The sequence below is a fragment of the Ramlibacter sp. genome (assembly GCF_035655895.1).
Taxonomy (GTDB): domain Bacteria; phylum Pseudomonadota; class Gammaproteobacteria; order Burkholderiales; family Burkholderiaceae_C; genus Ramlibacter.
This window is the reverse complement of the sequence record NZ_DASRTN010000006.1, coordinates 960332-975360: the sequence shown is the minus strand read 5'-3', so window position 1 is coordinate 975360 and position 15029 is coordinate 960332. Positions and strand designations below refer to the sequence as shown.

The 15029-nt window shown below is 71.4% G+C and carries 17 protein-coding genes; 12 read left to right on the top strand and 5 right to left on the bottom strand.

The genetic code is table 11. The annotated features are described in order from the left end of the window. Nucleotides 1-13: 13 nt before the first annotated feature. The 12 genes from VFE82_RS07680 (at nucleotide 14) to VFE82_RS07625 (ending at nucleotide 11059) form a co-directional block, all read left to right on the top strand. The gene (locus VFE82_RS07680) at nucleotides 14-286 is read left to right on the top strand and encodes an oxidative damage protection protein (protein ID WP_324999666.1); all 273 of its coding nucleotides are present in this window, start codon (nucleotides 14-16) and stop codon (nucleotides 284-286) included. A 24-nt stretch (nucleotides 287-310) separates the two neighbouring features. Further along, nucleotides 311-2122 (top strand): FAD-dependent 5-carboxymethylaminomethyl-2-thiouridine(34) oxidoreductase MnmC, encoded by a 1812-nt coding sequence (mnmC, locus tag VFE82_RS07675; RefSeq protein WP_324999665.1) that lies wholly within the window; start codon nucleotides 311-313, stop codon nucleotides 2120-2122. 113 nt (nucleotides 2123-2235) lie between these two features. Beyond that, nucleotides 2236-4047 (top strand): nitrite/sulfite reductase, encoded by a 1812-nt coding sequence (locus VFE82_RS07670; protein WP_324999664.1) that lies wholly within the window; start codon nucleotides 2236-2238, stop codon nucleotides 4045-4047. A 55-nt stretch (nucleotides 4048-4102) separates the two neighbouring features. Further along, nucleotides 4103-4495, top strand: a complete 393-nt coding sequence (locus VFE82_RS07665; protein ID WP_324999663.1) for a DUF934 domain-containing protein — start codon at nucleotides 4103-4105, stop codon at nucleotides 4493-4495. A 2-nt stretch (nucleotides 4496-4497) separates the two neighbouring features. Continuing rightward, nucleotides 4498-5292 (top strand): phosphoadenylyl-sulfate reductase, encoded by a 795-nt coding sequence (locus VFE82_RS07660; RefSeq protein WP_324999662.1) that lies wholly within the window; start codon nucleotides 4498-4500, stop codon nucleotides 5290-5292. Beyond that, a complete protein-coding gene (gene cysD, locus VFE82_RS07655; protein WP_324999661.1) occupies nucleotides 5289-6221 on the top strand; it encodes a sulfate adenylyltransferase subunit CysD in 933 nt (310 codons plus the stop codon). The genes VFE82_RS07660 and cysD overlap by 4 nt, the downstream gene beginning before the upstream one ends. Next, nucleotides 6221-7528 carry a sulfate adenylyltransferase subunit 1 gene (locus VFE82_RS07650; RefSeq protein WP_324999660.1) on the top strand — a complete coding sequence of 436 codons (1308 nt, stop codon included), beginning with the start codon at nucleotides 6221-6223 and terminating at the stop codon, nucleotides 7526-7528. Before cysD ends, VFE82_RS07650 begins: the two co-directional genes overlap by 1 nt. Nucleotides 7529-7648: 120 nt before the next feature. Then, nucleotides 7649-7978, top strand: coding sequence for a ferredoxin FdxA (gene fdxA / locus VFE82_RS07645; protein ID WP_324999659.1), 330 nt, complete (start codon nucleotides 7649-7651; stop codon nucleotides 7976-7978). Between the two features lie 9 nt (nucleotides 7979-7987). Further along, complete coding sequence (locus VFE82_RS07640) at nucleotides 7988-9091, top strand: NAD(P)/FAD-dependent oxidoreductase (RefSeq protein WP_324999658.1); 1104 nt, start codon at nucleotides 7988-7990, stop codon at nucleotides 9089-9091. Nucleotides 9092-9324: 233 nt separating this feature from the next. Then, complete coding sequence (locus VFE82_RS07635; protein ID WP_414708731.1) at nucleotides 9325-10008, top strand: CsgG/HfaB family protein; 684 nt, start codon at nucleotides 9325-9327, stop codon at nucleotides 10006-10008. Further along, entirely contained in the window at nucleotides 10005-10394 is a 390-nt protein-coding gene (locus VFE82_RS07630) for a DUF4810 domain-containing protein (protein ID WP_324999656.1), read from the top strand. Before VFE82_RS07635 ends, VFE82_RS07630 begins: the two co-directional genes overlap by 4 nt. Continuing rightward, a complete protein-coding gene (locus VFE82_RS07625; protein WP_324999655.1) occupies nucleotides 10391-11059 on the top strand; it encodes a DUF799 domain-containing protein in 669 nt (222 codons plus the stop codon). The genes VFE82_RS07630 and VFE82_RS07625 overlap by 4 nt, the downstream gene beginning before the upstream one ends. Nucleotides 11060-11126: 67 nt before the next feature. Here the strand turns inward: VFE82_RS07625 and VFE82_RS07620 are convergent, their stop codons facing one another. From VFE82_RS07620 to VFE82_RS07600, 5 genes are read right to left on the bottom strand one after another with little or no spacing between them, the layout of a single operon-like run. Continuing rightward, nucleotides 11127-11906: a thiazole synthase gene (locus VFE82_RS07620; RefSeq protein ID WP_324999654.1), complete on the bottom strand. Its 780-nt coding sequence runs from the start codon at nucleotides 11904-11906 to the stop codon at nucleotides 11127-11129. 4 nt (nucleotides 11907-11910) lie between these two features. Beyond that, nucleotides 11911-12114, bottom strand: coding sequence for a sulfur carrier protein ThiS (gene thiS / locus VFE82_RS07615; protein WP_324999653.1), 204 nt, complete (start codon nucleotides 12112-12114; stop codon nucleotides 11911-11913). Next, the gene (locus tag VFE82_RS07610) at nucleotides 12111-13139 is read right to left on the bottom strand and encodes an FAD-dependent oxidoreductase (protein ID WP_324999652.1); all 1029 of its coding nucleotides are present in this window, start codon (nucleotides 13137-13139) and stop codon (nucleotides 12111-12113) included. The genes thiS and VFE82_RS07610 overlap by 4 nt, the downstream gene beginning before the upstream one ends. Next, the gene (locus VFE82_RS07605) at nucleotides 13136-14260 is read right to left on the bottom strand and encodes a thiamine phosphate synthase (protein WP_324999651.1); all 1125 of its coding nucleotides are present in this window, start codon (nucleotides 14258-14260) and stop codon (nucleotides 13136-13138) included. Before VFE82_RS07605 ends, VFE82_RS07610 begins: the two co-directional genes overlap by 4 nt. Then, complete coding sequence (locus VFE82_RS07600) at nucleotides 14257-15024, bottom strand: SDR family oxidoreductase (protein WP_324999650.1); 768 nt, start codon at nucleotides 15022-15024, stop codon at nucleotides 14257-14259. Before VFE82_RS07600 ends, VFE82_RS07605 begins: the two co-directional genes overlap by 4 nt. Nucleotides 15025-15029 lie beyond the last annotated feature (5 nt).

The window sequence follows — 15029 nt, the reverse complement described above, 5'->3', positions numbered from 1 at the left end:
AGGAGGCGCTGACGTGGCGCGCACCGTTCAATGCATCAAGCTCGGCCGCGAAGCCGAGGGCCTGGATTTCCCGCCGTACCCCGGCGAACTGGGCAAGCGCATCTACGAGAACGTGAGCAAGGAGGCCTGGGCCGCCTGGCTCAAGCAGCAGACGATGCTGGTCAACGAGAACCGCCTGAACCTGGCCGACCAGCGTGCCCGCGAGTACCTCAAGCGCCAGATGGAAAACCACTTCTTCGGCAGCGGCGCGGACACGGCGGCCGGCTACGTTCCGCCCAGCGCCTAGCGCCGGCGTCTGCGCTCCGCTTCCGTGCCCGAGCCGGTCGACTGGTCCGCCGATGGCGTGCCGCGAAGCCTGCGCTTCGGCGATGTCTACCGCAGCACCAGCGGCGCGCTCGCGCAGGCCCGCCACGTCTTCCTGCAGGGCAGCGGGCTGCCGGCCGCCTGGTCGGATCGACCGCGCTGGACCGTGCTGGAGACCGGTTTCGGCCTCGGGCTGAACTTCCTGGCAACCTGGCGCGCCTGGAAGGACGATCCGCACCGGCCGCGCCTGCTGCACTTCGTGTCGTGCGAGGCGTTCCCGGTGGCGGCGCAGGACCTCCTGCGCAGCGCCTCGGCGCATCCCGAACTGGCCGAACTGGCCGCCGCGCTGGCACGCGCCTGGTGGGGCCTGGTGCCGGGCCTGCACCGGCTGTCGTTCGAGCAGGGCCAGGTGCTGCTGACCATCGGCATTGGCGACGCCAGGGCGGTGCTGGCCGAGCTGGCGTTCGCCGCCGACACCGTGTTCCTCGATGGCTTCGATCCACAGCGCAATCCCCAGCTGTGGGCGCCGGCCACGCTGAGGGCGGTGGCGCGGCTGTGCCGGCGCGGCACCTGCGTCGCCACCTGGACCGTTGCCGGCCAGGTGCGCCGCGATCTGCAGCAGTGCGGCTTCCAGGTCGAGCGCGTGCCGGGGCTGCCGCCCAAGCGCGAATGCCTGCGCGGCCGCTACGACCCACCCTGGGTGCTGCGGCAGGCACCCTGGCCCGAGGGCGCGCGAGCCGGCACGGCACTCGTGGTCGGCGGCGGCCTGGCCGGCGCGTCGGCGGCCGCGAGCCTGGCGCGGCGCGGCTGGCAGGTGCAGGTGCTGGACCGCTCGACCCGACCAGCGGCAGGTGCGTCCGGCCTTCCTGCCGGACTGCTGGCGCCGCACACCTCGCCCGATGACGGCCTGCTCTCGCGCCTGTCGCGCGCCGGCGTGCGCATGACGCTGCAGCAGGTGGCGCAACGACTGCGCGAAGGCGAGGATTGGGCGCCCACCGGTGTGCTGGAGCGCCGCAGTCCGCAGGCCCGCGCAGCGGCCGACCTCGGGCCCGAGGCAGTGCCCTGGCAGGAAGCCCGGCCCGAGGGCCTGCACCACCAGGCCGGCGCCTGGATCAAGCCGGCCCGGCTGGTCGAGGCGTGGCTGCGCCAGCCGGGCGTGCAGTGGAACGGCGGGCAACAGGTGGCACGGTTGCAGCGCCTGGCCGAGGGCTGGGCCGCACTGGACGCCGACGGCGCGGCGCTCGCGCAGGCGCAGCTGGCGGTGGTGGCCGGCGCACTGGACAGCGCGCCGCTGCTGGGCGGCCGCATCGTCGTGCAGCCGGTGCGTGGCCAGGTGAGCTGGGCGCCGCTGGACCGCAACGCGCCGCTGGCGCCCTCCCCGGTCAACGGCAATGGCCATTTCCTGCCGTGCGTGCCGCTCGACGGCGAGCCTGCCTGGCTCAGCGGCTCAAGCTACGTGCGCGGAGACCGGGCCCTGGACGAACGCCCGGCCGAGCACCAGGCCAACCTGGAGCGGCTGCAGCAACTGGTGCCCGAGGTCGGCTCGGCGCTGGCGCCCGCGTTCGCGCACGGGCGGGTGCGCGCCTGGACCGGCGTGCGCTGCGCCTCGACCGATCGCCGCCCGTTGCTGGGGGAGCTCGAGCCGGGCCTCTGGGTGAGCACCGCCATGGGATCGCGCGGCCTGACCTTCGCCTGGCTGTGCGCCGAGCTGCTCACGGCGCGGCTGCACGGCGAGCCCCTGCCACTTCCGGTGCGGATGGCCGCGGCGCTGGACGTCGCCCGCCAGCAGCCGAGCCGGGAATCTCCTTATCCGGCATGAGCAAAGAACGCCGCACAGGCCCGCGCCATGTCTGGGGCATATGCTTATCCGGATAAGGCGAGAAGAAAAAGTTCGTTTGCTCCCATAAGGGCCCCCGGCACAATCGCGGCCCTATGTATCAGTACACCGAGTTCGACAAGCAGTTCGTGCGCGCGCGCGCCGCCCAGTACCGCGACCAACTCGAGCGCAACCTGGCCGGGCAGCTCACCGACGAGGATTTCCGTCCCCTGCGGCTGCAGAACGGCTGGTACCTCCAGCGCTACGCCCCGATGCTGCGGGTGGCGGTGCCCTACGGCGAGATCTCCAGCGCGCAGCTGCGGGCGCTGTCGACCATTGCCCGCGACTACGACCGCCCGGACGCCGCCCTCCTGCAGGAAGCGCAGGACAAGCAGCTGGCGCTGGGCGAGGTTCCGGTGCCCGGCGGCACCCCGGTCGTGACCCGGCTCAAGACCGGCTACGGCCACTTCACCACGCGCACCAACGTGCAGTTCAACTGGATCCCGCTGGTCAAGAGCGCGGACGTCATGGACCTGCTGGCCAGCGTCAACATGCACGGCATCCAGACCAGCGGCAACTGCATCCGCAACATCTGCACCGACGAACTGGCCGGCATCGCACCCGACGAGATCGCCGACCCGCGCCCGTTCGCCGAGATCCTGCGGCAGTGGAGCACGCTGCATCCCGAGTTCGCCTTCCTGCCGCGCAAGTTCAAGATCTCGCTCAACGGCGCCGAGGAAGACCGCGCGGCCACCGGCTGGTACGACATCGGCCTGCAGCTGCTGAAGAACGAGGCCGGCGAGCTGGGCTTCCGCGTCAACGTGGGCGGCGGCATGGGCCGCACGCCCATCATCAGCAGCGTGGTGCGCCCGTTCCTGCCCTGGAACCAGATGCTGAACTACGTCGAGGCCTGCATCCGCGTCTACAACCGCTATGGCCGCCGCGACAACCTCTGGAAGGCCCGCATCAAGATCCTGGTGAAGGCCGAGGGCCAGCGCTACATCGACCAGGTCGAGGAAGAATTCCGCGCCATCCAGGCCGCCGGCGCCCCGCACACGATCACCCAGGCCGAGTACGACCGCGTGGCCGCCAACTTCGTGGCGCCTGCCGTGCAGCCGGCCCGCAAGGACGCGCGCCTGCACGAGATCGTGCGTGCGGACGCCGAAGCCGACCCGTCCTACGACCGCTGGCTGCAGCGCAACGTGCACGCGCACCGCAACCCGCAGCTGCGGGCCGTCACGCTGTCGTTCAAGCGGCTGGGCCAGGCCCCCGGCGATGCCGATGCCGACCAGCTGGCCGCCGCGGCCGAACTGGCCGATCGGTTCTCCTCCGGCGAGGCCCGCGTGACGCACAGCCAGAACCTGCTGCTGCCCTGGGTGCACCAGGACGACCTGCCCGAGCTGTATGCCGCCGCGCGCAAGCTGGGCCTGGCCCGTCCGAACATCGGCCTGCTGACCGACATGATCTCGTGCCCGGGCGGCGACTTCTGCTCGCTGGCCAACGCGCGCTCGATCCCGATCGCCGAGGCCATCACCCAGCGCTACCAGGACCTGGACGAGCTGTACGACATCGGCGAGATCGACCTGAACATCTCCGGCTGCATCAACAGCTGCGGCCACCACCACGCCGGCCACATCGGCATCCTGGGCGTCGACAAGGACGGCAAGGAGTGGTACCAGGTCACGCTGGGCGGCGCCGACGGTTCGCACCTGTCGGGTCCCGCCACCCCCGGCAAGGTGGTCGGCCCCTCGTTCTCGGCCGCTGAGGTCCCCGAGGTGATCGAAGCCGTGCTGGACACCTACCGCCGCGAGCGCATCAGCATCGACGGCCGCTTCGAGACCTTCATCGCCACGTTGCGCCGCGTCGGGCTGGACTCCTTCAAGGCCGCCGCCAACGGCGCGCGCTTCACCGAGCGGGAGGCTGCATGACGCCGCAGGCCACGCTCCATCCGATCGACGCCCCCTGCCGGGCGGAGGCTCTCCAATGACGGTCCGCACCCTGAACATCCTCACCGCGTCCCAGTACGCCGCCCTGGGCGCACAGCCCGGCGTCGTGCGTGTCACGAACGACGCCGACGTCGACACCCTGGAGCTGGATGCGGCCCGCGTGATCGAACTGGAATTTCCCAAGTTCACCGACGGCCGCGCGTACAGCCAGGCGGTGACGCTGCGCCGGCGCGGCTTCACGGGCGAGATCCGCGCCGTCGGCGCGGTGCTGATCGACCAGCTGGTGCACATGCAGCGCACGGGGTTCTCCAGCGCGGTGCTGCGCGAGGACCAGGACATCGCCCACGCCCAGCGGCAGTTCGACCGCTTCGCCGCCTTCTACCAGGGCGACGTGCAGGTGCGCGAGCCGCATTTCGCGAGGGCCGCGTGACGATGGCCGGGACGCTCCAGGAAGCGGGGGCATCCGGTGCGGTGCAGGCGCTGCGGGGTGCACCGGCCACGGTGCGGGCCACCGAGCTGCACGCCCGTCCGTCCAGGGACTACGAGCGCAAGCTGGCCGAGACGCAGCAGCTGCTGATCCGGGCGGCCGCCGAGTTCTCGCCCCTGAAGCAGGCCAACAGCCTGGGCGCCGAGGACATCGTGATCACCCACCTGATCAACGCGCTCGAGCTGGACATCCCCGTGTTCGTGCTGGAGACCGGCATGCTGCACGGCGAGACGCTGGCGGTGCTGGAGCGCCTGAAGGCCACCTCGCGCGCGCCCGTCGAGGTGTACCGGCCGGTCCAGGAAGCCGTCGTGCAGTTCGTGCGGCGCGAGGGCGCTGAGCCGATGTACCGCAGCATCGAGCTGCGAAAGGCCTGCTGCCACCTGCGCAAGGTCGAGCCGCTGCAGCGCGCCCTGCAGGACCAGCGGGCCTGGATCACCGGCCTGCGCCGCGAACAGTCGGCCGCGCGTGCCGACGTGCCGCTGGTGGACACCAGCGAGCCACGCACCAAGTTCAACCCGCTGGCCGACTGGACCTGGGGCGACGTGTGGCACTACATCGCGCACAACGGCGTCGACTACCACCCGCTGCACGACCAGTTCTATCCCAGCATCGGCTGCGCGCCGTGCACGCGCGCCATCAGCCTGGGCGAGGATTTCCGCGCCGGCCGCTGGTGGTGGGAAGACGAGGCCGCCAAGGAATGCGGCCTGCACGTGAAGTCCAAAGAGGGAGTCGCCGCATGAACGCGCGCGTGGAACCGCAGCTGCTGACGCAGCTCTCGAACCGCCACCTCGACGCGCTCGAGGAAGAGGCCATCTTCGTGCTGCGCGAAGTGGCAGGCGCCTTCGAGCGCCCCACCCTGCTGTTCTCGGGCGGCAAGGATTCGCTGGTGCTGCTCAAGTGCGCCGAGAAGGCGTTCGGCAGCGGCCGGCTGCCGTATCCGCTGCTGATGATCGACACGGGACACAACTTCCCCGAGGTCACGGCGTTTCGCGACCACCGTGCCCGGGAGCTCGGCGCCGAGCTGATCGTGCGCAGCGTCGAGGATTCCATGAAGCGCGGGACGGTGCGGCTGGCGCATCCCGGCGAGTCGCGCAACGTGCACCAGTCGGTGACGCTGCTGGAGGCGATCGAGGAATTCCGCTTCGACGCGCTGATCGGCGGCGCCCGCCGCGACGAGGAGAAGGCCCGCGCCAAGGAGCGCATCTTCTCGCACCGCGACAGCTTCGGGCAGTGGCAGCCGAAGGCCCAGCGTCCCGAGCTGTGGACCCTGTTCAACACGCGGCTGCAGCCAGGCGAGCACTTCCGGGTGTTCCCGATCTCCAACTGGACCGAGCTGGACGTCTGGCAGTACATCGCGCGCGAACGCATCGAGCTGCCCTCGATCTACTACGCGCACCAGCGTCAGGTGGTCGAGCGCAAGGGACTGCTGGTCCCGGTGACCGAGCTCACGCCGCCACGCGAGGGCGAGACGGTGGTCACGCGCACGGTGCGCTTCCGCACCGTGGGCGACATCACCTGCACCTGTCCGGTGGCCAGCCCTGCCGCCAATGCCGCAGAGGTCGTGGCCGAGACCGTGACGGCCGAGGTGAGCGAACGGGGTGCGACGCGGATGGACGACAAGACCTCGGATGCGTCGATGGAAAAGCGCAAGAAGGACGGGTATTTCTGATGGACGCGAGCACATCCGACGAGCTGCGCCAGGCCGTGGCGCAGGCCGGCGACGACCACGCCGCGGCGCTGCGCTTCATCACCTGTGGCTCGGTCGACGACGGCAAGAGCACCCTGATCGGCCGCCTGCTGGTCGACAGCCAGGCCGTGCTGCAGGACCAGCTGGCCGGTGTCCAGCGCGCCGGCGCCACCGACCTGGCCCTGCTGACGGACGGCCTGACCGCCGAGCGCGAGCAGGGCATCACCATCGACGTGGCCTACCGCTACTTCGCCACGCCGGGACGCAAGTTCATCATCGGTGACGCGCCCGGCCACGAGCAGTACACCCGCAACATGGTGACGGCCGCTTCCAGCGCCGACGCGGCGGTCGTGCTCGTGGACGCGACCAAGCTGCGCTGGGCCGACGCCGGGCTGGCGCTGCTGTCCCAGACCCGCCGCCACTCGCTGCTGGCGCACCTGCTGCGGGTGCCGTCGATCGTGTTCGCGGTCAACAAGCTGGACGCGGTGGACGACCCGGCCCTGGCGTTCCGCCACATCGCCGGCGCGCTGGCGGCCTTCGCAGAGGCCGCGGGCATCCAGCCGCGCGCCGTCGTGCCGATCTCGGCCCTGCAGGGCTACAACGTGGTCCGCCCGGCCGCCGGCTGGGCCGGCTACGGCGGGCCCTCGCTGCTGCAGGTGCTGGAAAGCCTGCCGGTCACCGCCGCCGAGACGGACGAGGCGTTCGCCTTCCCCGTGCAGTGGGTCGAGAAGTTCTCCGGCTCGGCCGACACCTCGCAGGGCCGGCGCGTGTTCTGGGGCCGCGTGGCCACCGGCAGCGTCGCGCCGGGGCAGCAGGTGCGCGTGATGCCGTCCGGCCAGACCGCCGTCGTGGCCCAGGTGATCGATGCGGTGCGCCGTCCCCGCGCGATCGCCGCGGGGCACAGCGCCGGCATCGTGCTCGACCGGGAGGTCGACGTCTCGCGCGGCGACTGGCTGCTTGCGCCCGAAGCGCCGGAGGCCGTGCGCGAGGTGGCCGGCACCATCGCCTGGCTCGACGACGAGCCGCTGGTGGCGGGCCGCGCCTACTGGGCGCTGCACGGCCACCGCTGGGTCAAGGCCAAGGTGCGCCGGGTGGTGCACCAGCTGGACATCCACACGCTGGCCGAGCAGGAAGCCACGCAACTGGAGCCGAACGCCATCGGCCGGGTCGAACTGGTGCTGCAGGAGCCGCTGGCCACGCGCCCGTTCGCCCGGGCCCGGCTGCCGGGCTCCCTTGTCCTGGTGGACACCGCCAGCCATCGCACCTCGGGAGCACTGCTCGTCCGCTAGCCACGAGGTCCGCCGCCAGCCATGGGCGACCGCGCGCGCAGGCCGCCTTCTCCTTCCTGGCCGGCGGGCCGGTGTCCACCGCTAAAATTCGGGGTTTTCCCCAGCCGAACGTCCTTCCACATGACCCACGTCGTCACCGAACAATGTATCCGCTGCAAGTACACCGACTGCGTGGACGTCTGCCCCGTCGATTGCTTCCGGGAAGGGCCGAACATGCTGGTGATCGACCCGGACGAGTGCATCGACTGCGCGGTGTGCATCCCTGAGTGCCCCGTCAACGCGATCTACGCCGAGGAGGACGTCCCGGCCGACCAGGTCGCGTTCGTGAAGATCAACGCCGAACTCTCGCAGGCGCCCGGCTGGAAGAGCATCACCAAGCGCAAGCCCGCCCTGGACGACGCCGAAGAGTGGAAGGACAAGCCCGGCAAGCTGGCCGAGCTGGTCCGCTGAAGAAGAACCATGGAACCGCAACTCAGCCAAGAAGTGATCAAGACCGCTGCCGCGCACGACGGCCCGATCGAAACCGATGCCGTGATCGTCGGCGCAGGCCCCGTCGGCCTGTTCCAGGTGTTCGAGCTCGGCCTGCTGGAGATCAAGGCCCACGTCATTGACTCGCTCGCCTACCCCGGCGGCCAGCCGATCGAGCTGTACCCCGACAAGCCGATCTACGACATCCCGGCCATCCCGGTGTGCACCGGCAAGGAGCTGACCGACGCGCTGCTCAAGCAGATCGAGCCGTTCGGCGCCACCTTCCACCTGGGCCAGACCGTGACCGTGGTCCAGAAGCAGGAGGATGGCCGCTTCTACGTCGAGACTTCCCGCGGCACCCAGTTCATCACCAAGACCATCTTCATCGCCGCCGGCGTCGGGGCCTTCGAGCCGCGCACGCTGAAGGTCGATGGCCTGGACAAGTTCACTGGCACCCAGCTGCACTACCGGGTGAAGAACCCGGCCGACTTCGCCGGCAAGAACCTGGTGATCGTGGGCGGCGGCGATTCGGCCCTCGACTGGACGCTGAACTTCACGGCCGAGGGTCCGAACAGGGCCGAGAGCGTGATCCTGGTGCACCGCCGCGACGGCTTCAAGGCCGCGCCGGCGTCGGTGGCCAAGATGCACGAGCTGTGCGAGCAGTACGAGATGCAGTTCATCGTCGGCCAGGTCACCGGCTACGAGGAGAAGGACGGCAGGCTCACCGGGGCCAAGGTCACCGGCTCCGATGGCGTCACCCGCGTGGTGCCGCTGGACGTGCTGCTGGTCTTCTTCGGCCTGTCGCCCAAGCTGGGGCCGATCGCCGAATGGGGCCTGGACATCGAACGCAAGCAGCTCGTGGTGGACACCGAGAAGTTCTCCACCAGCGTCCCGGGCATCTTCGCCGTGGGCGACATCAACACCTACCCGGGCAAGAAGAAGCTGATCCTCTCCGGCTTCCACGAGTGCGCCCTCGCCGCCTTCGCGGCGGCGCCGATCATCTTCCCCGAGAAGGGCAAGATCCACCTGCAGTACACCACCACGTCGCCGAAGCTGCACAAGGTGCTGGGGGTGGAGACGCCGGTGTTCGACTGAGCGGCACTGCACCGTCGCGAGAAGGGGCCCCACGGGGCCCCTTTGCGTTGGGCCGCAGGGGCGGCCGGAATCGAGACCGGGCGAGGGCCGGGGTGGCGTCGCGGCAAGCCGCAAGCCACGCAGCACGGGGTTCCCCCCAGCCTGCAGCGTCCTTCGAGTGCGATACATTCGGCAACATCGAGCTCAGCGGTAGCCGGCACACGCCCGCTCGCCTGCCGATCCAACGTGGAGAGATGATGGTCCGAGCGAGTTTGCGAATGGTGGCGGCCGCCGCCGCCCTGGGCCTGAGTGCCTGTGCGATCAACGAGAGTTCCCGCACCGTGCAGGTCGAGAAGGTGCAGGCCGCCGCCGCACCGTACGCCGGTGCGAAGCTGCCCGTCTCCGTGGGCAAGTTCGACAACCGCTCCAGCTTTCTGCGCGGCGTGTTCTCGGACGGCGTCGACCGGCTGGGCAGCCAGGCCAAGACCACCCTCATCGCCCACCTGCAGCAGTCGCAGCGGTTCTCGGTCCTGGACCGGGACAACCTGAGCGAGACCAGCCAGGAGGCCCGGCTGCAGGGCGTCAACCAGACGCTGCGCGGCGCGTCCTTCGTCGTGACCGGCGACATCTCCGAATTCGGCCGCAAGGATGTCGGCGACCACCAGCTGTTCGGCATCCTGGGCCGCGGCAAGACGCAGGTTGCGTACGCCAAGATCACGCTGAACATCGTCAACGCGCTCACCTCGGAAGTGGTCTTCACGGCACGCGGCGCCGGCGAGTACGAGCTGTCGAACCGGGAGGTGTTCGGCTTCGGCAGCACGGCCGGCTACGACGCCACGCTCAACGGCAAGGTGCTCGACCTGGCGATGCGCGAGGCGGTCAACACCCTGGTCGCCGCGCGGGACGCCGGCCAGTGGGGTTCGGAGGCCCGTCGATGAGGCGCCTGGCCACGGCGCTCGGCGCCGCCATGCTCCTGGCGGGGTGCGCCACCGCACCGAAGCCCCTGTACATGTGGGAGACGTTCCCGCGCCAGCAGTACGAGACGCTGCTGGCCTCCGGCGGCAGCCCCGACAGCCAGATCCAGGCCATGGAGGCGCATGCGGTCAAGGCCCGCGGGACCGGGGCCGCCCTGCCGCCCGGGTTCCGCGCGCATCTGGGCATGCTGTACCTGAGCACGGGCAATGCCGCACAGGCCCGCCAGCTCTGGCTGGCCGAGAAGGAAGCGTTCCCCGAATCGTCCCCCTACCTCGACCAGCTGCTCAAGCGCATGGACGGCAAGGACCGGACCGACAAGACCACCGCCAAGAACGAGAACCCGGCATGACGACCCATCGCATTGCGCTCGCCCTGCTGGCGGCAAGCCTCACCTTCCTGGCAGGCTGCGCCACCCGGCCCGCCGGCTGGGACTACACCGCGTACCAGCGTGCCAAGCCGCGATCGCTGCTGGTGCTGCCCCCCGTCAGCGAAGCACCGGACATCAAGGCCACGCCCGGCGTGTGGTCGCAGGTGACCCGGCCCCTGGCCGAAGCCGGCTACTACGTGCTGCCGGTGACGCTGGTGGACGCGACGTTCCGCGAGAACGGCGTGACCACCGCACACGACGCGCAGGAGATCCCGGTGGCGAAGCTGCGCGACTTCTTCGGCGCCGACGCCGCCGTCTACATGAAGATCAAGAAGTACGGCACGACCTACCAGGTGCTGGCGAGCGAGACCCGTGTGGAGGTGGAGGCCCGCATCCTCGACCTGCGTTCGGGCGAGTTGCTGTGGCAGGGAAGCGCCTTTGCCAGTTCCGCCGAACAGCAGCAGTCGCAAGGTGGCCTCGCGGGTCTTCTCGTCGCGGCGCTGGTCAACCAGATCGTCGGGACGACCACCGACGCAGCCTACAACTACGCCGGCATCGCCAGTGCGCGCCTCATGGCCGCGCCCCGCCACAACGGCGTTCTGCCGGGACCGCGCTCGCCGCTGTACGGCCAGCCGCCCGCGCCTTGATCCCGCTCCGCCGACCCGCCTGACAAGCCCGCCCCGCGCGGGCTTGTCGCTTCGAGAGGCCTCCAGTTCACAGCACGAACGGCCGTCCCGTCACGGGCGTCGTCGCCACCGCCATTTCCTGCTTGGCCATGATCCCGGCCTCGTACGCGAGCCGGCCACCCTCGATCGCCAGCCTGAAGGCGCGGGCCATGGTCACCGGGTCGTGCGCCAGCGCCACGGCCGAATTCACCAGCACCGCGTCGAAACCCAGCTCCATCGCCTGCACCGCGTCGCGCGGCGAGCCGATGCCGGCGTCCACTACCAGCGGCACCTCGGGCAGGCGGGCGCGCAACGTGCGCAAGGCGGTGGGGTTCAGCAGGCCCTGCCCCGAGCCGATCGGCGCGCCCCAGGGCATCAGGATGCGGCAGCCTGCGTCGAGCAGGCGGTTGCAGGTGACCAGGTCGTCGGTGCAGTAGGGGAACACCTCGAAGCCGTCCTTCGCCAGCTCGCGGGCGGCTTCGACCAGCTCCCAGGGATCGGGCTGCAGCGTGTACTCGTCGCCCACGACCTCCAGCTTGATCCAGTGGGTGCCGAACATCTCGCGCGCCATGCGCGCCAGCGTGACGGCCTCGCGGGCGGTGGTGCAGCCGGCGGTGTTGGGCAGCAGGTGGGCACCGCTCTCGCGGATGTAGCGGTAGAACTCGTTGCCCTCGCCGCCGCCGCCCGAAAGCTGGCGGCGCAAGCCCACGGTGACGACCTGGGTGCCGGCCGTGCCGATGGCCTCGCGCAGCACGTCGGGCGACGGATAGCTGGCGGTGCCGAGGAAGAAGCGGCTCTCGAGTTGGACGCCGCCGATGGAAAAGGCCATGGGTTCAACCTCCCGTGATGGGTTCAAAGGTCATGACGGCATCGCCGTCCTGCAGCAGGCGCTGCGCGCGCAGGTCGCGCGGGACGAAGTCGCCGTTGACGGCGGTGGCCAGTGCCGCCGGCGGCTTGCCCAGCGAGGCGACCAGTGCGGCCAAGGTGGCGCCGTCGGGCAGTTCGACGCGTTCGTTGTTCAACTGGATGGCGATCATGCGAGGGACTCCAGGGCGGTCTCGACCAGGCCCGGCGCGATCAGCCAGCCGTGCCGGAACAGGCCGTTGATGCGGGTCAGGCCCGGCGTGGTCTCCAGCAGGGGCTGGTTGTCCGGCAGGGCCGGACGCAGGTTGGTTTCGCAATGGACGATGCGCGCCTCGGCCAGCGCGGGCACGATGCTGTGCGCCGCCGCCAGCAGCTCCACCGTCGTGCGCAGCGACACCGGTGAGCGGTCCTCGCTCTCGATCTCGCTCGCGCCCACGACCACGGTGTCGGGCGCGCGGGGCACCAGGTAGACGCGGTGCCGCGCGTGCAGCAGGCGCACCGGCCGGCGCAGGTCGACGCCGGGCGCCTGCAGCCAGAAGATCTCGCCGCGCACGCCGCGCACCGGCAACTGCGGCCGCGCCCCGAGGCCACGCACGTCGAACACCCAGTCGAAGACTTGCGTGCCGCCGGCCAGCTGCAGGCGGCCGGGCTCGACCGCCTCCACCGTCGAGCCCCAGTGCCAGGTCGCGCCGGGCGTTCCGGTCACCAGGGCCTGCATGGCCTGCACGGTGTGGATGCGTCCTTCGCCCGGCAGCAGCCAGGCCTGCGGGCCGGTGCGGATCGACGGCTCCAGCGCAGCGAGACCGGCGGCGGTCAGGGCTTCGGCCTGGTGGCCGGCCGGCGCCTTGCGGGCCAGCAGGTCCAGCACGCGGCGCGCCGCGCCCGAGTCCTCGCGGTGGGCAACCAGCAGGCTGCCTTCACGGCTGAATTCGACCGGCTGCGGCAGCCCGCGCAGGATGGCGGGCCACAGCTCGATCGAGCGCAGGCCCCAGCGGAACACGCGCTCGTCGGCGGTCTCCAGCTCGGCGAGCGGGCTGAGCATGCCGGCCGCAGTCCACCCCGTGGCGCCGCGGGCGTCGGGTCCGGGCGCCGGATCGTGCACCTCCACCCCATGGCCCGCCCGCACGAGCTGGTGCGCCAGCAGCCGGCCCAGCAGGCCGGCGCCGGCAATGCCGATGCGCAGGGACCGGGTGCTCATGCGCCGGCGTCCAGGGTCGGATGCGGCAGGGCCGGCACGATGGCATCGCCGCGTTGGCGGCGGCCCTGCTCGAACGCCTCCTGCAGGGCCGGCACCACGCGCGCCGGATCGGGGCCCAGCCCGCGCAGCACGCACACGCCCTGCGCGCCTGCCCGCGCGGTCTCGCGCACCTGCTCCGCGGTCAGGATGCCGCCGATGGCCACGACCGGGCAGTGCGCCGTCCGGCACCACCACGCCAGGTTGTCCAGGCCCTGCGGGCGCCACGGCATGTCCTTGGTCGTGGTGGGCCAGACCGGCCCGCAGGCCACATAGCCGGGAGCCAGCGCGAGTGCCCGGCACAGTTCCCATGCCGCGTGCGAGCTGATGCCCAGCGCCAGGCCGGTGGCCCGCAGCTGCGCACGGCCGGTGTCCCCCAGCGCGAGCAGGTCCTCCTGGCCCAGATGGAGCGCCGGCGCGCCCAGTTCGGCGGCCAGCCGCCAATGGTCGTTGACCACCAGCCAGGCGCCGTGGTCGCGCGCCGCCTTCACGCTGTCGCCGATGGCGGTGCGCAGCCCCCCGTGCCACGCCGCATCGGCATCGGCCGGCTGCTTGATGCGCAGTTGCACGGCGCGCACGCCGGCCGCGAGCACCTGCCGCAGCTGCTGCGCGCTGTCGACGATGGCATAGATGCCCATGTCGAGCGGCACGCCCCGCGGCGACGGCGGGGGCACGGGCGCCGGCACGTCCTCGCCCCAGGACAGCGATGGCAGCGGCCCGAAGGCCAGGAGCGCGGCGTCGGCGGGCACGTGGCCCCGGGACAGCATTTCGCTCCAGCGCGAGGCAAAGCCGTCCCCGGCGGCCTCGCCTGCTTCGGCGATCCAGCCGCGGGCATGCGCGCTGTCCAGCCAGTGCAGCCGCCGCCCGCCGAGTTCGCGTGCCCCACGCACGAGCACCGCGTCAGCGCCCGCTGCCCGCAGCCGGGCCGCCAGCCGCGGCGCCGCGGCAGCAGCTTCCGGCCCCATGGCGGCACGGGCCTGGGCCTGGGCCTGGGCCAGGGTCAGCCGCTCGACGCCCGGCGCAGCCGCGCCTCCAGGCCCGACGGCCTCGACGAGCAGAACCGGTTTCCGTTCAGGTCCATTCATCGCATCACCCTCCCGCCGTCCACGAACAGCACCTGCCCCGTCATGAAACTGCTGGCCGCCGAGGCCAGGAACACCACCGGCCCGGCGACGTCCTCCGGCCGGGCCAGGCGCCGCAGTGGCGTGGCCGCCATCAACGCCTCGCGAAACGAGGCGCGCGTGGCTGCGCTCCCTTCGGTGGGATGCACCAGACCGGGTGCGACGCAGTTCACCCGCACGCCCTGCGGACCGAGTTCGGCCGCCAGCTGGCGGCTGAAGCCCACCAGCGCCGCCTTGCCGGTGCCGTAGTCGTGGTACGGCACGACGGGGTCCTCGACCAGGTCGGTCACGATGTTCACGATGGCGCCGCGCGCGTGCGTACGCAGGTGCGGCAGCGCGGCGCGGCACATCTGGAACGCGGCGCCGACGGCCCCCTCGAACTGCCGCAGGTAGTCGGGCCAGCCGACGTCGCCGAAGGTGGCGCGTCGCTCCGGATCGAAGCTGTAGGGCGCGAACGCGTTGTTCACCAGCACGTCGAGCCGGCCGAACGCGTCGAGCGTGCGCGCCACCAGCGCCTGCGCCTGCGCCGGCACCGTGACGTCGGCCTGCAGGGCCACGCCGTCGCCGCCGGCCTGGCGGCAGGCCAGCGCCACCTGCCCTGCCGCCTCGTGGCGGCTCAGGTAGTTGACCGCGACACCGGCCCCCTGCGCGGCGAATGCCCGTGCGATGGCGGCGCCGATCCCGCGCGATGCGCCGGTGACGAGCACCACCTTGCCGTCGAATTCCATGCGTG

What these genes read in the sequence shown, in the direction of transcription:
- VFE82_RS07650 (WP_324999660.1), top strand. Translation starts at nt 6,221, where the DNA reads ATGGACGCGAGCACATCCGACGAGCTGCGCCAGGCCGTGGCGCAGGCC.
- VFE82_RS07625 (WP_324999655.1), top strand. Translation starts at nt 10,391, where the DNA reads ATGACGACCCATCGCATTGCGCTCGCCCTGCTGGCGGCAAGCCTCACC.
- VFE82_RS07670 (WP_324999664.1), top strand. Translation starts at nt 2,236, where the DNA reads ATGTATCAGTACACCGAGTTCGACAAGCAGTTCGTGCGCGCGCGCGCC.
- cysD (WP_324999661.1), top strand. Translation starts at nt 5,289, where the DNA reads ATGAACGCGCGCGTGGAACCGCAGCTGCTGACGCAGCTCTCGAACCGC.
- VFE82_RS07605 (WP_324999651.1), bottom strand. Translation starts at nt 14,260, where the DNA reads ATGAATGGACCTGAACGGAAACCGGTTCTGCTCGTCGAGGCCGTCGGG.
- VFE82_RS07635 (WP_414708731.1), top strand. Translation starts at nt 9,325, where the DNA reads ATGATGGTCCGAGCGAGTTTGCGAATGGTGGCGGCCGCCGCCGCCCTG.
- VFE82_RS07610 (WP_324999652.1), bottom strand. Translation starts at nt 13,139, where the DNA reads ATGAGCACCCGGTCCCTGCGCATCGGCATTGCCGGCGCCGGCCTGCTG.
- VFE82_RS07660 (WP_324999662.1), top strand. Translation starts at nt 4,498, where the DNA reads ATGGCCGGGACGCTCCAGGAAGCGGGGGCATCCGGTGCGGTGCAGGCG.
- VFE82_RS07630 (WP_324999656.1), top strand. Translation starts at nt 10,005, where the DNA reads ATGAGGCGCCTGGCCACGGCGCTCGGCGCCGCCATGCTCCTGGCGGGG.
- VFE82_RS07600 (WP_324999650.1), bottom strand. Translation starts at nt 15,024, where the DNA reads ATGGAATTCGACGGCAAGGTGGTGCTCGTCACCGGCGCATCGCGCGGG.
- VFE82_RS07620 (WP_324999654.1), bottom strand. Translation starts at nt 11,906, where the DNA reads ATGGCCTTTTCCATCGGCGGCGTCCAACTCGAGAGCCGCTTCTTCCTC.
- VFE82_RS07640 (WP_324999658.1), top strand. Translation starts at nt 7,988, where the DNA reads ATGGAACCGCAACTCAGCCAAGAAGTGATCAAGACCGCTGCCGCGCAC.
- VFE82_RS07665 (WP_324999663.1), top strand. Translation starts at nt 4,103, where the DNA reads ATGACGGTCCGCACCCTGAACATCCTCACCGCGTCCCAGTACGCCGCC.
- fdxA (WP_324999659.1), top strand. Translation starts at nt 7,649, where the DNA reads ATGACCCACGTCGTCACCGAACAATGTATCCGCTGCAAGTACACCGAC.
- thiS (WP_324999653.1), bottom strand. Translation starts at nt 12,114, where the DNA reads ATGATCGCCATCCAGTTGAACAACGAACGCGTCGAACTGCCCGACGGC.